Source organism: Tsukamurella sp. NPDC003166, assembly GCF_040611135.1.
Lineage (GTDB): Bacteria > Actinomycetota > Actinomycetes > Mycobacteriales > Mycobacteriaceae > Tsukamurella.
In genome coordinates this window covers 93,137-107,615 of record NZ_JBEXNL010000007.1, presented here as the reverse complement: position 1 = coordinate 107,615, position 14,479 = coordinate 93,137, and the positions used below count along the sequence as shown (strand labels likewise).

Genomic DNA, 14,479 nt, shown 5'->3' with positions numbered 1-14,479 from the left:
TCTCCGCGCCGGTGCGGCACGGGATTCACAACGTGGGTATCCGCCGGTTGCTGGACGGGACAACGGTAGGACTATTACTGATCGACAGTTACCATATCGAGACCCGGCGCTCGGGGTCCAGAAACAGGCGATCCCCGGCGGAAACGCCGAACGCCGTGTAGAAGTCGTCGAGGTTGGACACGATGGCATTGCAACGGAATTCGGGCGGCGAGTGCGGGTCGATGGCCAGCCGCCGGACGGCCTCCTCGGGCCGGGACTTGCCCCGCCAGATCTCGCCCCAGCTGTAGAAGACGCGCTGCAGACCGTTCAGTCCGTCAATCTCCGTACCGGCGTCGTCGACGGTGCCGCCGGCCCGTTCCCGAGCGATCCGGTATGCGACGAGCGCGATGCCCAGCCCGCCGAGATCGCCGATGTTCTCGCCGACCGTGAAGCCGCCGTTGACGTGATGCTCGGATCCGTCCGGTTCGCCGGCCAGTTCCCTCGGCACCAGAGAGTCGTACTGCTCGATCAGCGCCCTCGTGCGCTTGCCGAACTCCTCGCGGTCGGAGTCGGTCCACCAGTCCTCGAGGTTGCCGTCACCGTCGTACTTGGCCCCCTGATCGTCGAAGCCGTGGCCGATCTCGTGCCCGATCACCGCGCCGATGCCGCCGTAGTTGACGGCGTCGTCGGCGTCCGGGGCGAAGAACGGCGGCTGCAGAATCGCTGCCGGGAAGACGATCTCGTTCATGCCGGGGTTGTAGTAGGCGTTCACCGTCTGCGGGGTCATGAACCACTCGTCGCGATCCACGGGCGCGCCGATCTTCGCGAACTCCCGGTCGTGCTCGAAGGCCTCGCCGCGGCACAGGTTGCCGATGAGGTCGTCGCGGCGGATCTCCAGGGCCGCGTAGTCGCGCGGCGCGTCCGGGTAGCCGATCTTCGGGGTGAACTTGCCCAGCTTCTCCAGGGCCCGCTCGCGCGTGGCGGGAGTCATCCACGGCAGCTCGGAGATCCGGCGACGGTACGCCTCGACCAGGTCCGCCACGAGCGCCTGCATCCGCTCCTTGGAATCTGCGGGGAAGTGCTGCGCGGTGTACAGCTCGCCGACCGCGAAGCCCAGGTACTGCTCGACCAGCGTGACGCCGCGCTTCCAGCGCTCGCGGATCTCGGGCGTGCCGGTGAGCGCGGTGCCGTAGAAGGCGAAGTGTTCGTCGACCAGGTCGTCCGTGAGGAACGGGCTGCGCGCGTGCAGCAGGCTCCACGCCAGCCAGACGCGCCACTGCTCGATGGGCCGGTCGGTGATCAGGTCGGCCACGTGCGCGGCGTACGAGGGCTGGCGCACGTTCACCTCCGCGAACACCGAGGCGGAGGAATCGGCGGAGCCCGTGACCGCGCCGGCCCAGTCCGTGAGACGCAGGCCGGGCGCCTCGGCGTCCAGCTCGGCGAAGGTCCGCAGGTTGTAGCCCTTGTCGGCGTCCCGGCGGTCCACGACGTTCCGGTGGCCGGCGGCGATCGCGGTCTCCAGGTCGAGCACCTGCGCCGCGGCCGCTTCCTCCTCGCCCGCGGTGACGACGCCGTCCAGCGCGCCCGCCGCCAGCCGGAAGGTCGCGGCGACGTGGGCGACGAACTTCTCCCGCACCGGCGCGTACTGCTCCTCGCGGTAGTACGCCTCGTCGGGCAGCGAGATGCCGGACTGCACCAGGTTGACCAGGTAGCGATCGGAGCGCTTGGCATCGGTGTCCACGTAGTAGCCGAGCACGCCGCGCAGGCCGGTGCGTTGGAGGCGCCCGAGCACCGTGACCAGGTCCTTTCGCGACTGCACCCAGCGGATCTCGGTCAGCTCGTCGGTCAGCGGCGTCAGCCCGGCCGCGGCGATGGCGGCGGTGTCCATGAAGCTCGAGTAGAGGTCGCCGATCTTGCGGGCGTCGCCGCCCGCGTCGGCCGGGTGGGCGGCGCATTCCTCGACGATGTCGCGCACGTGCTGCTCCGCGGCGTCGCGGAGGGCGTAGAAGGCACCGTCGGTCGAGCGGTCCGCGGGGATCTCGTGGCTGTCCAGCCACGTGCCGTTGACGTGGCCGAACAGATCGTCCTGCACGCGGACGGCGGGGTCGACGTGGCTGAGGTCCAGAGCGGGAGTAGAGGTCACCTTCCCATCCTGCCAGCTCCCCTTTAGCGATCTCACATGATGGGAGAACTTACTCGTCAGTATTCCATGTGACGCCGCACGGCGATAGCGTGCCGTGTGATGCATACCGCAAATGGGGTTGGCCTGTGCGGTGGAGCTAAGTTCAAGGAGATTCTCGTATGAGGCTGACGCGTCCGCGCCTGCGGCTGGTCCTCGCCGCCCTTCTCACCGCGTTCGTCCTCGTGGCGACCGTGGTGACCGTCCCCGGGTTGACCGCGAAGGCGAGTGCGGAGCCGTGGAAGCCCGGCCCGGGCGTCGCCGGGATGATCAATCCCGAGTGGATCGCCGACCACGACGGCCCCACGAAGTACCCGAAGATGGCCATCGAGTGGGACGTGCCGGTCACGATGTCCGACGGAACGGTGCTCAAGGCGAACGTCTTCCGCCCCGCCGACGCCTCGGGTCGGGCGATCGACACGAAGACGCCGACGATCGTCAACATGACGCCCTACACCAAGTTCGTCAGCGCCATCGCGACGCTCGCGATGAACGTCCCGGTGCTCTCTCCCGCGCTGATCCAGCTGCTGAACCTGTTCAACTTCGCCGGCACCCCGATCGCCGGCGTCAACGACCTGCGCGACGTGCTCAACGGCGGCATGGTCAGCTCCTTCACCGGCTTGGACCCCAAGTTGGTGCAGAACGGCTACACCCAGGTGGTCGTCGACGTGCGCGGCACCGGCAACTCCCAGGGCGTGTGGCAGGTGTTCGCCGAGCGCGAGCAGCAGGACACCGTCGAGGTCCTGGACTGGGTGCGGAACCAGAAGTGGGCGAACGGCCGGATGGGGATGACCGGCGTGTCCTACTCGGGTATCAATCAGCTCCAGGTCGCCTCGAAGAACCCCAAGGGCCTGCAGGCGCTCTTCCCGGTGGTCCCGGGCGCGGACCTGACCGCCGACATCATCGCGCCGGGCGGTGGCCTGGGCGTGGGCTTCCTCGGCCCCTGGCTCGCGCTGGTCAACATCCTCAAGTTCATCCCCGACATCCGCTCGCTGCTCAACGGCACGTTCGACTGGAAGTGGCTGCAGCAGCGCATCGAGAACCCCGCGGTGTTCGTGCCGCAGCTGCTCTCGGGCGTCTTCTCGCCGACCGCCGAGGGACTCGACCCGAAGACCAAGGAGCTGATCGACCAGAACTCGCCGCTGCGGCAGGCGTTCCGGACGCCGCTGAACAAGATCACCACGCCCACCTTCGCGTTCGGCGGCTGGCACGACCTGTTCACCAACACCGAATGGCGCCTGCCGTCCGAGCTCAGCAGCCTGCCGCTGTCGAAGAAGAAGGTGATCATCGGCGACGCTTACCACGTCACCGTCACCCACGACCTGGGTGGCGTGAACCAGCCGACCCGTGCGGACGTCCTGCAGAAGGCGTGGTTCGACAAGTGGCTCAAGGACGCCGACAACGGCATCGACAACTACGCGCCGGTCACCGTGCACCGCAAGGGCGGCGGCTGGTGGCAGGGCGACGGCTTCCCGGAGCCCAACCAGCAGTACCAGCGCATGTACCTCTCGAGCCTCACCTCCGGCACCGCGCCGGGCTCGCTGTCCGATAACAGCCTCCAGACCGCGAAGCCGAAGCTCGCGGCACGGCGCACCGTCGGCCCCGGCCTCAGCACGCTGTGCTCGAACGACACCGGGCAGGCGATGTTCGGCCTCCTGGTCTTCCAGGGCTGTACCGCCGACAACCGCGTCGCGGAGATGAACGGGCTGACTTTCACGAGTAAGCCCGTCGGGAAGTCGACCGTGATCTCCGGGCCGATCAACCTGCACCTGACCACCACGCAGGACCAGCGGGACGCGTACTGGTCGGTGAACGTCACCGATGTCTCGCCCGACGGCCGGTCCGAGGTGATCAGCTCCGGGCAGCTCACCACGTCGCTGCGACAGATCGACCAGTCGCGCAGCCTCAAGACCGCCGCCGGCGACTACACCGCGCCCTACTACGAGCTCGACATCAACCAGCGGCAGCTGGTCAAGCCCGGGCAGGTGGTGGAGCTCGACATCGCCACGCACGCGGTCAGCGCGATCCTCAAGCCCGGCCATCGCCTGCGGGTCGACGTGTTCGCGCTGAACCTCATCAAGGCCATCACACTGGGCCCGGTCACCTCGGAGACCAGGTTCTCGCCGCAGCACGTGGTGATCGACCCGAACCGGCCCAGCTACCTCGTGGTGCCCTCGGATCGCCCGCTGCCGTAGGCCCCGGCACGGACCCGGCGGGGCCTGGGCAGCCGCCCGGGCCGGATCAGCCGCCCAGGCGGGTGAGCATGCGCCAGAACAGGAGCTCGGCACCGTCGGGCCCGGCGGTCACGCGCCGTCCGTCCCCGGCGGTGCGCAGCGAGTCACCGTCGGACAGCAGTCCCGGGCCCTCGATCTCAGCGGCGCCGTCGGCCAGGTAGAGGTGACCGAAGGGCGCGTCCGGCAGGTCGACGGTGCCGCCGGGCGCCAGGCGCGCCGCGAACAGCGTGGCGCCGCGGTTCCCGATCCGGACGGCCGCGTCCTGGTCGGGGTCGCCCGAGGCGACCGGGATGAGCGTGCCGGTGGCCAGTTCGGAGGACACGTCCCGTTGCTCGTACGACGGTGCGCCGCCCGGCTCGTCCGGCAGGACCCACATCTGGACGAACCGGACATCGGCGCCCTCGACGGCGCGGTCGTTGCGCTCGGAGTGCAGCACCCCGGTCCCGGCGCTCATGCGCTGCGCCAGACCCGGATGGACCAGCCCGGCGTGTCCCTCACTGTCCTGGTGCACCAGCGACCCGGACAGCACCCAGGTGACGATCTCGACGGCGCGGTGGGGGTGCGTGTCGAAGCCCGTGCCCGCCGCGACCTGCTCCGCGTTGCAGGCCAGCAGGATTCCGTGGTGGGTATTGTCGGGATCGTAGTGGTCTCCGAAGGAGAAGCAGTGACGCGACCGGACGCCGGGCATCGACGACGCGGCCCGGTCCGCTGAACGCACCACCAGATCCATATCCCAAGGATGCCATGGTCGAAAAGGTAAGCTCCGCCGTCAGGGATGGCGCAGGGCCGTTCACCACGAGGGAGGCGACGTGAGACGGAGCGGTCGGGCACGCCACGGCACCGCCGCGCTGGTCTCCGTCCTGCTCCTCGGCGTCGGCGGCGGGCTGTCCGCGTGCGGCGACAGCGCCGTGGAGCAGGTGCAGAAGATGCTCGACAGCTACACCTCGGCGCTCGGGGAGGGCAAGGCCGTCGCCGCGGCGGCCGTCACGTCGTCGCCCGACGCGGCGGGTGGGGTCATCGGCCGTACCCTGCGCGACATGAACGCGCAGTCCGTGAAGGTCACCACGACCAACGTGCAGCGTTACTCGGGCGGCAACGCCACCTTCGACGTCAAGACGCACTGGAACTTCGGTGACGGCCGGGACTGGGACTACACCACCAAGGGCAGTGCCTCGCAGCTGTCCATCGGCTGGCGGATCTCCTGGGATCCCGCGGTGCTCGCGCCCGGGCTCACCCCGGACACCTCGATCCGGCAGATCCGTACCGACGCCAAGGCGCCCAGGGTGTTCGCCGCCGACAAGTCGGACCTGATGTTCGCAGGCACCGTCCATCGCCTCACCGTCGATCCGAACAAGACCAAGAACCTCACCGACAGTCTGACCCGGGTCGCGAAGATCGTCTCGCCCGTCGCGCCGCTCGTCACCCCCGAATCGCTCGCCGCGAAGGCCAAGGCCGACCCGGGGAAGCCGGTCCCCGTCCTCGACCTGCGCGACGACGACTTCGGCGTGCTCGGGGACAAGCTCACCGCCGTGCCCGGCCTGCAGGACAGCCCGGCCCAGGACCTGCTCATCTCGAACCGGCAGCTGTTCTCGCCCCTGTTCGACGGGATCAAGGGCGCCTGGCAGGCGAACCGGGACGCGACCGCGGGCTGGGAGGTGCAGCTGCTCACGAACGGCAAGCCGCCCACCAAGATCGTCGGCTACCAGGGGCCGCCCGGACCGGACCTGCGCACCGCCATGGATCCCAAGGTCCAGCTCGACGTCGAGAACGCGGTCGTGCAGCTGGGTCAGCCCGCCGCGATGGTCGTGGTCTCGGTCTCGACGGGGGCCGTGCTCGCCGCCGCGCAGAACACGCAGGCCAGCGCCGTCTCGCCGGATTGGGCCCTCACCGGCCTGTCGACCACCGGGCCGGTCCTCGAGCCGCTGTACAACGAGGTCAACGCCGCCGCGGGCAAGGACACCGGCAAACAGGGCAAGCTGCTCGCGCCGCTCGGCATGGGCACCGACTTCGCCATGACGGGCGTGAAGACGGTGACCGCGGAACTGCCGGGGGTCGGCGGGCGCGGACCCGCGGAGCTCGGCGCCGACACCGTCAAGGCCACGCCGTTCGGCATGGCGATCTTCGCCGCGGCCATCGCCAAGGGGAAGACCACCGCGCCCTTCGTGGTGCAGGACCAGACCGCCAAGCCCAGCGTCCCCCTCGGCGATGTCGACGAGAAGATCCTCAACGCCGTCCGCGCCAAGATGGACGCCACCGTCGCGCCGTCCGGCGACGGCGGCGACCTCGCCGCGACCAAGGCGAAGGGCCTCGTCGGCACCAACGGGCCGGAGGGCCCCGGCTGGTTCATCGGCTACCGTGGCGACCAGGCCTTCGCGATCATGGTGACGGGCGAGAAGTCCGGCAGCGGATCGCTGCAGGTCGCCGGGGCGTACCTGAAGTAGCTCAGGCCGGCCGGGGGAACGTGATGTCGATCGGGATACGCGTGCCGTCGGGCTGTCGCGCGACGAGCTCCAGATCCAGACCCAGGGCCTCGAGGTAGCGCTGTACCGTTTCGACCTTAACGGTGCTCAGCTCTCCCTTCTCGAGGTTGGAGACCCGTGCCTGGCCGACCCCGATCCGTTCCGCCAGCACGGTCTGTGTGATCCCGAGGGACTCGCGGAGTTCGCGGAGCTTGTGCAGCTGTTCCGCTCGGCGCATCTCGGACTTGATGCGGTCGACGTTGTCGCGGTCGTGTGGCCGGCTCGCGCGGAGTTCATCCAGGTTCATTTCTTCTTCTTTCTTCGTTGTCGGCCCGGTTCCGATGGCGCCACTGGGTCGGTTCGGAGTCCTGCTTGGTGGTCCGTGAACAACGCGTCCGCGATCGGGATGTTCTTCGCGTACCACTTCTCCCAGTTCCCTGCCTTGTCTCCAGCGACGAGGACGATCGCCCGCGATTGCAGATCGAAGGCGAAGAGCAGCCGGAATGCGCTCCTCGAGGAGTCGCCCTGTGTTCGAAGCTCTTTCATATTTGCGTGCTGCGACCCGCGGACTGTGTCGACGAACGGGCGTCCCGTGGTGGGTCCGCGCTCAGCCAAGTACTCGAGCGCTGCCAAGACGCGCTCGAAATCGGCAGTGCTCAGTGAGCGGATCCAGTCATCGACCAGGTCCGTATCGATGTCCCAAGGGCCGCCCACAGCACCAAGGTATCACTTGCAAATAATATGCGCTAGAGGTGATAATTCCTGATGTGCTCAGGCCTTCACGCGGCGGGCGATCACGAGCTGTGCGACGCCGCGCCAGCCCAGCAGGAACAGCCCGAGCGCGATGGTGGCGACGATGACGAAGCTGACCTCGACGCCCTTCGACGTGAGCAGGCCCCGGGCGGTCATGCCGAAGGCCACCGTCGAGATCCAGATGATGACGCCCGCGGGGAAGACGCGCCCCGGGTAGAAGGTCTGCGCCCGCCCGGGCTCGTGGCCGCGCAGGGCGGCCAGCACGTAGGTGAAGGCCCAGCCCACGGCGAGGGCCAGCAGGAAGGGCCACGCGGTCTCGGCGAACCCGGCCGGCGAGAACGCCTCGTCGTGGTTGAACCGCCCGATCACGACGAACAGCAGCACGAAGACGACGTCGAGGACGGCGATGGCCGGAATGCGCATGTGACCACGGTAGACGGTGCCCGGCACGCGGTCGGGGCGCGGTCCTCCCAGACGCGCCCCGACCGGGCCTGACCCCCCGCCCCCCTCCACTCCGGGGCGATGTGAGCGTGCGGGTCGTCCGCTCACAGGGACGACGATGCCCCGTCGCCCTTGAGGACCGGTTGCAGCGCGCTAAAAGGGCAGGTGGGGACGCTAACTCGGGCTGGTCGACGGTCCGCCGTCGTCCTCGGGGGCCGGGGCCGTGCGCTCGGCGTCCTGGGTGGGCTCGGCCGTGCCGGGCTTAGCGCTGGCGGTGGCCGCATCGGGGTCGACGTCCAGGGTGGCGCGGTAGCTGCGGTAACCCACGACGATCACGATCCAGCCGACCACCACGACGAGGACGTAGCTGACCAGCCGGTACAGCAGGGTCGCCGTCAGCGCCGAGCTGGCGGGCATCCCGGCCAGCACGAGCGCGGGGACCAGTGCCGCCTCGACGAGTCCCAGGCCGCCCGGGATGGGGCTGACGGTGTTGACCAGCTTCGACGCGGCGTAGGCGCCGGCGAGCGCGGCGAGACCCGGCGCGTCCCCGACGGCGTAGCAGGCGAACGCGAGGCAGGCCACGTCGGCGACCCAGTTGAACAGCGACCACCCGAAGGCCTCGGCGCCGTAGCGGCGGCTCAGTTTCACGGCCTGCAGCTGGTCGAGGATCTCCTTCCAGCGGGCGAGCCAGGTGTCCTCCGGCTTGTTGCGCAGGTCGTTGATCCACCGGATGAGCCGCGCCCCGACGACGTACAGGCCGTCCGGGTGCGAGGCCACGTACTGCACCAGCACGATGAACACCACGAGCATCGCGACGGAGAACACCACCGAGTAGGGGCTGGTCTTGGCGCCGGCGAGGAGACCACCCGCGAGTCCGAGGACCGCGAGTCCCGCCGACATGAGCAGCCCGCTCATCACGATCTGCCAGGTCGCCACGACCGGTGTGGCGCCCCACATGCGGGTGCGGCGGTACACGAGCGTGGGCGCGAGCACCTGCCCGCCCGGGAGCGACTGCGACACCGAATTGGACGCCATCTGCAGGCTCAGCGCCTGCCGCTGCGTCACGGGCACGCCCGCGGACCGCAGCAAGGTGCGCGTGACCTGGGCGAACGAGTCCATCGAGAAGAACACCGCGATGACGCAGGCGACGACCCACTCCCACCGGATGTGCTTGAGTTCGCGCACCGACTTCGACACCGTCGGCCAGAACAGGTACGCCTCGACCCCGAGGACGACCGCCAGGATCACCAGCAGGGTGCGCCGCGCCCACTTCCAGCGCCGCCGGTTCATCACCGGCCGCTTGCCGCCCTCGGCGTCGGGCGTGCTCGCCGCCGCGTCGTCGGGCGTGTCCGCCCCGGTCGGACCGTCGCCGTCCGCTCCCGGCGTCGCGGCCGGGTCCGGGCGATCCGCCCGGTCGGCCGATTCACCTTCGCTCATCGGCGCCAGCCTACTCACCGGTTAACGTGGGCACATGCAAGGCCTCGCTACCCGCCTGCGGCGCGCCGAGCCCGCCGACGGGGCCACCTCCGACGGCGGGGATCCCCGCGGGCCGCTGTGGCGTGGCGCGCAGTGGTTCCGGGCACTGTCGGTGCTCTACGCCGTCGGTCGGCAGATCGACGAGGCCGACCGGTACCGGCACGTCGGCGGGAGCTGGGTGATGATCGGCGCCGTCGTGGTGGTGAGCCTGGTGGCCGGGTTCGGCTACGTGCGGGGATTCGGGCGGCACCGGTGGTTCGTGCTCGCCGAGTTCGCGGTCGCCGCGGTCCTGGCGCTGGGGACTGTGCAGGTGGCATCGCCGGCGTTCACCGCGCACAACCAGACCCTCCCGACCACGCTGTGGCTCACCAATCCCGTGGTCTCCGCGGCGATCCTGTCTGGGCCGATCGCGGGCGTGATCGGCGGCATCGTCATCGCCGCGATCAACGCGGTCTACCGCGGCACCTTCCCCGAGACGATCCTCCGCGACGCCAACTACCCCGTCTTCATGGCCGTGGGCCTGGGCATCGGCGTGGCCGCGCGGGTGGCCATCCGCTCGCAGGAGCAGCTGCGCGAGGCCGAGCGGGTCGCCGCGGAGGCCCGCGCCCGGGAGCGCCTCGCCCGGGAGGTGCACGACGGGGTGCTGCAGGCCCTCGCCTTCCTGGCCCGACGGTGCGCCGCCCTCGGCGGCCCCGGCACGGAGCTGGGCGCGCTGGGAGAGCTCGCGGCGCAGCAGGAGCGGGCGCTGCGGCGCCTGATCGCCGAGACTCCGGGTGGCACCGTCGAACCCGGAACCGCCGGCGCCGGCGACACGGTGGACCTGCGCGAGTTGCTGCGGCCCCTGGCGTCGTCGGCGGTGACGCTCGCCGAGCCCGGCGGGGCGGTGACGCTGCCCGCCGCGACCGCGGTGGAGGTGGCCGCGGCGGTGCGGAACGCCCTGGAGAACACCCGCCGGCACGCCGGTCCCGGGGCGCGGTCCTTCCTGCTGCTCGAGGACGTGGGCGACGCGGTCCTGATCACCGTGCGCGACGACGGGGCCGGCATCGCCCCGGGACGCCTCGACGCCGCGCGCGCCGAGGGCAGACTGGGGGTGGCGGAGTCGATCGTCGGGCGGATGCGCGAGCTGGGTGGGCGCGCGGAGTTGACGACCGGCGTGGACGAGGGAGTGGAATGGGAGCTATGGATACCCCGGACGTAGCCGCGAACGCGGACATCTCCGTGCTGGTGGTGGACGACCACCCGATGTGGCGCGACGCGGTCGCGCGCGACCTCGAGGCCCGCGGCTTCGTCGTCGCGGGCACGGCGGACTCGGTGGCCGCCGCGGGGCGGATCGCGGGCGCGGTGCAGCCGCGGGTCGTGCTGATGGACATGTCGCTGCCCGACGGCGACGGTGCCGCGGGTACCGCGCTGGTGCTGGCCTCGGCGCCGAAGGCCCAGGTGCTGATCCTGTCGGCGTCGGACGAGCGCGACGACGTGGTCGAGGCCGTCAAGGCAGGGGCCTGTGGATACCTGGTCAAGAGTGCCTCCGCCGAGGAGCTGGTCGCGGCCGTGCACGCCACCGCCGCCGGGCAACCGGTGTTCACGCCCGGTCTCGCGGGACTGGTGCTGGGGGAGTTCCGGCGGATGGCCGCCGCGCCGGAGCCGACGCCCGCCGCGGCGCTCACGCCGCGCGAGACCGAGGTGCTGCGCCTGGTCGCGAAGGGCCTGTCCGCCAAGCAGATAGCCACCCGGTTGCACCTGAGCCACCGCACCGTCGAGAACCACGTGCAGGCCACGCTCCGCAAGCTCCAGCTCGGCAACCGCGTGGAACTGGCCCGCTACGCGTTGGAGAACGGCCTGGACTGAGCGCCCTCGGCCGGGCGGGCAGCGAGGGGCTTCGGCCGCGCGCTGCCGATGTTCGCGGACGCTGCCGACTGCGAGCAGCGCCCACGGGTTTCGGCCGCGCGCTGCCGAAACCTATCGCTGACCGGCCCGCGATGCGCTGACCCGCCCGGCCGGCGGCCCGGGATCGCCGCGGTCCCCGCCTCGCTAGGCACCGTCGGACTGCGGGGAGAGGGCGTGCGGCGGATGGCCCGTGAGGTACTCGGGGGTGAGCAGGGAGTCGAGCACGGCATCGTCGAGCAGGCCGCGCTCGCGGACGATCTCGACGACGCCCCTCCCGGACTCGAGGGCCTCGGCGGCGACGGAGGTCGCGGCGGCGTAGCCGATCGTGGGGCTCAGCGCCGTGACCACACCGATGGACTCGGCGACCATCCGCTCCAGCCGGTCGCGGTTGGCGGTGATGCCGGCGACGCAGCGCTCGCCCAGCACCCGCGCCCCGCGCGTGAGGTGGGAGATCGATTCCACCAGAGACCGGGCGATGATCGGCTCGAAAGCGTTGAGCTGCAGCTGTCCGCCCTCGGCGGCCATGGTGATCGTGACGTCGTGGCCGATCACCTCGTACGCGATCTGGTTGACCACCTCGGGGATCACGGGATTGACCTTGCCGGGCATGATCGACGATCCGGCCTGCACCGCGGGCAGGTGGATCTCGGCGAGGCCGGCGCGCGGACCCGAGGACAGCAGCCGCAGGTCGTTGCAGGTCTTCGACAGCTTCACCGCGATCCGCTTGAGCACGCCGCTCAGCTGGACGAAGACGCCGACATCGGCCGTCGCCTCGATGAGGTCGGTGGCGCCGATCAGCTCGTAGACGCCCGTGACCTCGCGCAACCGCTCGATCACCCGTGCCCGGTAGCCCGGATGGGAGTTCAGCGCGGTGCCGATGGCGGTGCCGCCGATGTTGAGCTCGTGCAGGAGCCGCGTGGCCTCCTGCAGGCGCACGATGTCCTCGCCGAGGGTGGTCGCGAAGGCGCCGAACTCCTGCCCGAGGGTCATCGGGACCGCGTCCTGCAGCTGGGTTCGGCCCATCTTCACGATCCCCGCGAACTCCCCGGACTTGGCGCCGAACGCGCCGCGCAGTTCGGTGAGCGCCGCCTGGAGCTCGCGCAACTGTGTGATCAGGGCGATCTTGACGGCGGTCGGGTAGACGTCGTTGGTGCTCTGGCCCAGGTTCACGTGGTCGAGCGGATGCAGGGTCGCGTACTCGCCCCGGGGCCTGCCCAGGTGCTCGAGGGCGGCGTTGGCGATCACCTCGTTGGCGTTCATGTTGGTCGAGGTGCCCGCGCCGCCCGCGATGGTGTCCACCAGGAACCACTCGTGCAGCTCGCCGCCGCGGATCCGCTCGCACGCCGCGACGATCGCCCGCGCCTTCTCCTCGTCCAGCAGCCCCAGCTCGTGATTCGCCGATGCCGCAGCCTGTTCACCGCGGCCAGCGCGTTCACCAGATGGGTGTGGGTGGCGATGGGAATGCCGGTGATCGGGAAGTTCAGCAGCGCCCGAGCGGTGTGGGCGCCGTAGTACGCGTCGGCCGGTACGTCGATGTCGCCGAGCAGGTCGTGCTCGCTGCGCGTCTGGGGAGAGGTCATGCGTCGATCGTCGCGCACCGTCGGCGATCGAAGGGGCGATTGCCGGATACGGATCAGGACGAGACGTGCAGGGGCACGCCGGAGGTCGAGAACACGTCGACGACCTGGGAGTACAGCTCGGGGCCGAGGGCAGCGCGCACCCCGTCGGCGTGCGTGATCGTGAAGCCGAAGGGCTCGTCGTCCGGCGTGCCGAAGCCGCCGCGTAGGCAGTCGACGAGGGCGTCCAGATTGCCGCCGAAGTAGCCGTCCGGGCCGTTCACGGCGCGGCCGAGCTCGGCGTAGAAGCCCTCGACATCGGCGACCCTACGGCCGTCCACGGTGTAGGTCTTCACGGTCAGGCTCCCGTCACGGTGCAGAAGGAGGCGTAGTGGTCGCCCGTGTAGTACCAGTGGGGCGGCGAGGTCAGCGGGGTGCCACCGGTGATGATCCGCCGGGTGCCGCGGGTCGACGCGCCGGGTGTGATCACCGTGTACTCGTGGTAGTAGCCCGACGCCTGCGCGGGCAGGATGCCCTCGCGGTTCTGGAACACGACCCCGTCGTTCTTCGGGTACGGGAACGGGCCGCCCCGGTGGATGAGGTCGGCGGTGTCGGCCGCCTGCGCGGGCAACGACGACAACGCGCAGGTGGGGAGAGAAGCGGAGGCGGGGGACACGGTCGCGACGGTGACGCCCAGCGTCACGACGATCGATCCCAGGAGGTGGGTGGCGGCACGCATGGGCATTAAGTTAGCCGAAGTAGGTAATCACGGGGTGGCGGCCGGGTGAACGCCCTCCGCGCGACGGTGCGTCACCGCTCGACCGGGTGGTACGAGGTCAGTCCCAGGGCGACGACGGTGAGCTGTCGGGACGTCCGGTCGATGAGCTCGGCCTCGTCGCGATTGTTGCGCGCGTCGATGCGCACGAGCTCGGCGACGAAGCCCAGCATGATCGTCACGTAGAGGTCCGCCACCATGTCGAGGTCCTCGACGCTCCAGTCGCGCAGTGGTGGGATCCGCGACAGGTCGTGCGTGAGCTCCTTGGCGAACAGTCGCAACTCGACGTCGATCGCCCGCTGCAGCTCCGGGGAGCCGCCGTACCGCTCGCGCACCAGGAACTGGAACTCCGCGTCGTTGGCGCGGGCCTGCTTCGCGACGATCCGGACGGCCTCGCCGCCGCTCGGCGCGACGCCCTCGCGCCGGCCCTCGCGGAGCATGCGACGCAACACGCGCATGGCGTCCTCGACCAGGGTCACGCCGAGATCGTCCATGGAGGCGAAGTGGCGGTAGAAGGCCGTGGGCACCACGCCCGCGGCCTTCGCCACCTCGCGCAGCGACAGACTCGCGAACGAGCGTTCACCGGCCAGGGCCAGCGCCTCGTCGAGAAGGGCCTGTCGCGTGCGTTCCTTGGCCTCCGCCCGCGACGGCCCCGGGGTGTGCCGTTCGACGGCGCGCGGGGTCGGTCTGGGCATGGGTTCGAGTCTATCGCCCCTGCGTCGGGACGGTGTCGCGGAGGCTGT

The 14,479-nt window shown here is 70.4% G+C and carries 13 protein-coding genes and 1 pseudogene; 4 read left to right on the top strand and 10 right to left on the bottom strand.

What is annotated here, in order from left to right:
• Positions 1-88: 88 nt before the first annotated feature.
• Complete coding sequence (locus ABZX10_RS10665; RefSeq protein ID WP_355538525.1) at positions 89-2,122, bottom strand: M13-type metalloendopeptidase; 2,034 nt, start codon at positions 2,120-2,122, stop codon at positions 89-91.
• 158 nt (positions 2,123-2,280) lie between these two features.
• Here ABZX10_RS10665 and ABZX10_RS10660 point away from each other — a divergent pair, with 158 nt between their 5' ends.
• Positions 2,281-4,353 carry a CocE/NonD family hydrolase gene (locus ABZX10_RS10660; protein WP_355538522.1) on the top strand — a complete coding sequence of 691 codons (2,073 nt, stop codon included), beginning with the start codon at positions 2,281-2,283 and terminating at the stop codon, positions 4,351-4,353.
• A 46-nt stretch (positions 4,354-4,399) separates the two neighbouring features.
• On the opposite strand, the gene ABZX10_RS10655 is transcribed toward ABZX10_RS10660, so the two are convergent.
• Positions 4,400-5,122, bottom strand: a complete 723-nt coding sequence (locus tag ABZX10_RS10655) for a pirin family protein (RefSeq protein WP_355538519.1) — start codon at positions 5,120-5,122, stop codon at positions 4,400-4,402.
• 79 nt (positions 5,123-5,201) lie between these two features.
• Here ABZX10_RS10655 and ABZX10_RS10650 point away from each other — a divergent pair, with 79 nt between their 5' ends.
• Positions 5,202-6,833, top strand: coding sequence for an NTF2-like N-terminal transpeptidase domain-containing protein (locus tag ABZX10_RS10650; RefSeq protein ID WP_355538516.1), 1,632 nt, complete (start codon positions 5,202-5,204; stop codon positions 6,831-6,833).
• Between the two features lies 1 nt (position 6,834).
• Here the strand turns inward: ABZX10_RS10650 and ABZX10_RS10645 are convergent, their stop codons facing one another.
• The 4 genes from ABZX10_RS10645 to ABZX10_RS10630 all read right to left on the bottom strand — a co-directional run bounded on the left by ABZX10_RS10645 (position 6,835) and on the right by ABZX10_RS10630 (position 9,482).
• On the bottom strand, positions 6,835-7,158 hold the full coding sequence (locus tag ABZX10_RS10645; RefSeq protein WP_355538513.1) for a helix-turn-helix domain-containing protein: 324 nt from the start codon (positions 7,156-7,158) through the stop codon (positions 6,835-6,837).
• Positions 7,155-7,565: a type II toxin-antitoxin system RelE/ParE family toxin gene (locus ABZX10_RS10640; RefSeq protein ID WP_355538510.1), complete on the bottom strand. Its 411-nt coding sequence runs from the start codon at positions 7,563-7,565 to the stop codon at positions 7,155-7,157. Before ABZX10_RS10640 ends, ABZX10_RS10645 begins: the two co-directional genes overlap by 4 nt.
• Before the next feature lie 57 nt (positions 7,566-7,622).
• The gene (locus ABZX10_RS10635; protein WP_355538507.1) at positions 7,623-8,027 is read right to left on the bottom strand and encodes a DUF3054 domain-containing protein; all 405 of its coding nucleotides are present in this window, start codon (positions 8,025-8,027) and stop codon (positions 7,623-7,625) included.
• Between the two features lie 192 nt (positions 8,028-8,219).
• A complete protein-coding gene (locus tag ABZX10_RS10630; protein WP_355538504.1) occupies positions 8,220-9,482 on the bottom strand; it encodes a YbhN family protein in 1,263 nt (420 codons plus the stop codon).
• A 34-nt stretch (positions 9,483-9,516) separates the two neighbouring features.
• Here ABZX10_RS10630 and ABZX10_RS10625 point away from each other — a divergent pair, with 34 nt between their 5' ends.
• Entirely contained in the window at positions 9,517-10,719 is a 1,203-nt protein-coding gene (locus ABZX10_RS10625; protein WP_355538501.1) for a DUF5931 domain-containing protein, read from the top strand.
• Complete coding sequence (locus ABZX10_RS10620) at positions 10,692-11,366, top strand: response regulator transcription factor (protein WP_355538498.1); 675 nt, start codon at positions 10,692-10,694, stop codon at positions 11,364-11,366. The genes ABZX10_RS10625 and ABZX10_RS10620 overlap by 28 nt, the downstream gene beginning before the upstream one ends.
• A gap of 183 nt (positions 11,367-11,549) precedes the next feature.
• On the opposite strand, the pseudogene ABZX10_RS10615 reads toward ABZX10_RS10620, so the two are convergent.
• The 4 genes and pseudogenes from ABZX10_RS10615 to ABZX10_RS10600 form a co-directional block, all read right to left on the bottom strand.
• Positions 11,550-12,985, bottom strand: a pseudogene (locus ABZX10_RS10615) (aspartate ammonia-lyase).
• A gap of 53 nt (positions 12,986-13,038) precedes the next feature.
• The gene (locus ABZX10_RS10610; RefSeq protein ID WP_355538495.1) at positions 13,039-13,317 is read right to left on the bottom strand and encodes a barstar family protein; all 279 of its coding nucleotides are present in this window, start codon (positions 13,315-13,317) and stop codon (positions 13,039-13,041) included.
• A 2-nt stretch (positions 13,318-13,319) separates the two neighbouring features.
• Positions 13,320-13,700 (bottom strand): ribonuclease domain-containing protein, encoded by a 381-nt coding sequence (locus ABZX10_RS10605; RefSeq protein WP_355538492.1) that lies wholly within the window; start codon positions 13,698-13,700, stop codon positions 13,320-13,322.
• A gap of 71 nt (positions 13,701-13,771) precedes the next feature.
• On the bottom strand, positions 13,772-14,431 hold the full coding sequence (locus ABZX10_RS10600; protein WP_355538489.1) for a TetR family transcriptional regulator: 660 nt from the start codon (positions 14,429-14,431) through the stop codon (positions 13,772-13,774).
• Positions 14,432-14,479 lie beyond the last annotated feature (48 nt).

Excerpts from the sequence above, each read along its gene's own strand:
- ABZX10_RS10660 (WP_355538522.1), top strand. The coding sequence starts at position 2,281 with ATGAGGCTGACGCGTCCGCGCCTGCGGCTGGTCCTCGCCGCCCTTCTC.
- ABZX10_RS10655 (WP_355538519.1), bottom strand. The coding sequence starts at position 5,122 with ATGGATCTGGTGGTGCGTTCAGCGGACCGGGCCGCGTCGTCGATGCCC.
- ABZX10_RS10645 (WP_355538513.1), bottom strand. The coding sequence starts at position 7,158 with ATGAACCTGGATGAACTCCGCGCGAGCCGGCCACACGACCGCGACAAC.
- ABZX10_RS10635 (WP_355538507.1), bottom strand. The coding sequence starts at position 8,027 with ATGCGCATTCCGGCCATCGCCGTCCTCGACGTCGTCTTCGTGCTGCTG.
- ABZX10_RS10630 (WP_355538504.1), bottom strand. The coding sequence starts at position 9,482 with ATGAGCGAAGGTGAATCGGCCGACCGGGCGGATCGCCCGGACCCGGCC.
- ABZX10_RS10625 (WP_355538501.1), top strand. The coding sequence starts at position 9,517 with ATGCAAGGCCTCGCTACCCGCCTGCGGCGCGCCGAGCCCGCCGACGGG.
- ABZX10_RS10620 (WP_355538498.1), top strand. The coding sequence starts at position 10,692 with ATGGGAGCTATGGATACCCCGGACGTAGCCGCGAACGCGGACATCTCC.
- ABZX10_RS10605 (WP_355538492.1), bottom strand. The coding sequence starts at position 13,700 with ATGCGTGCCGCCACCCACCTCCTGGGATCGATCGTCGTGACGCTGGGC.
- ABZX10_RS10600 (WP_355538489.1), bottom strand. The coding sequence starts at position 14,431 with ATGCCCAGACCGACCCCGCGCGCCGTCGAACGGCACACCCCGGGGCCG.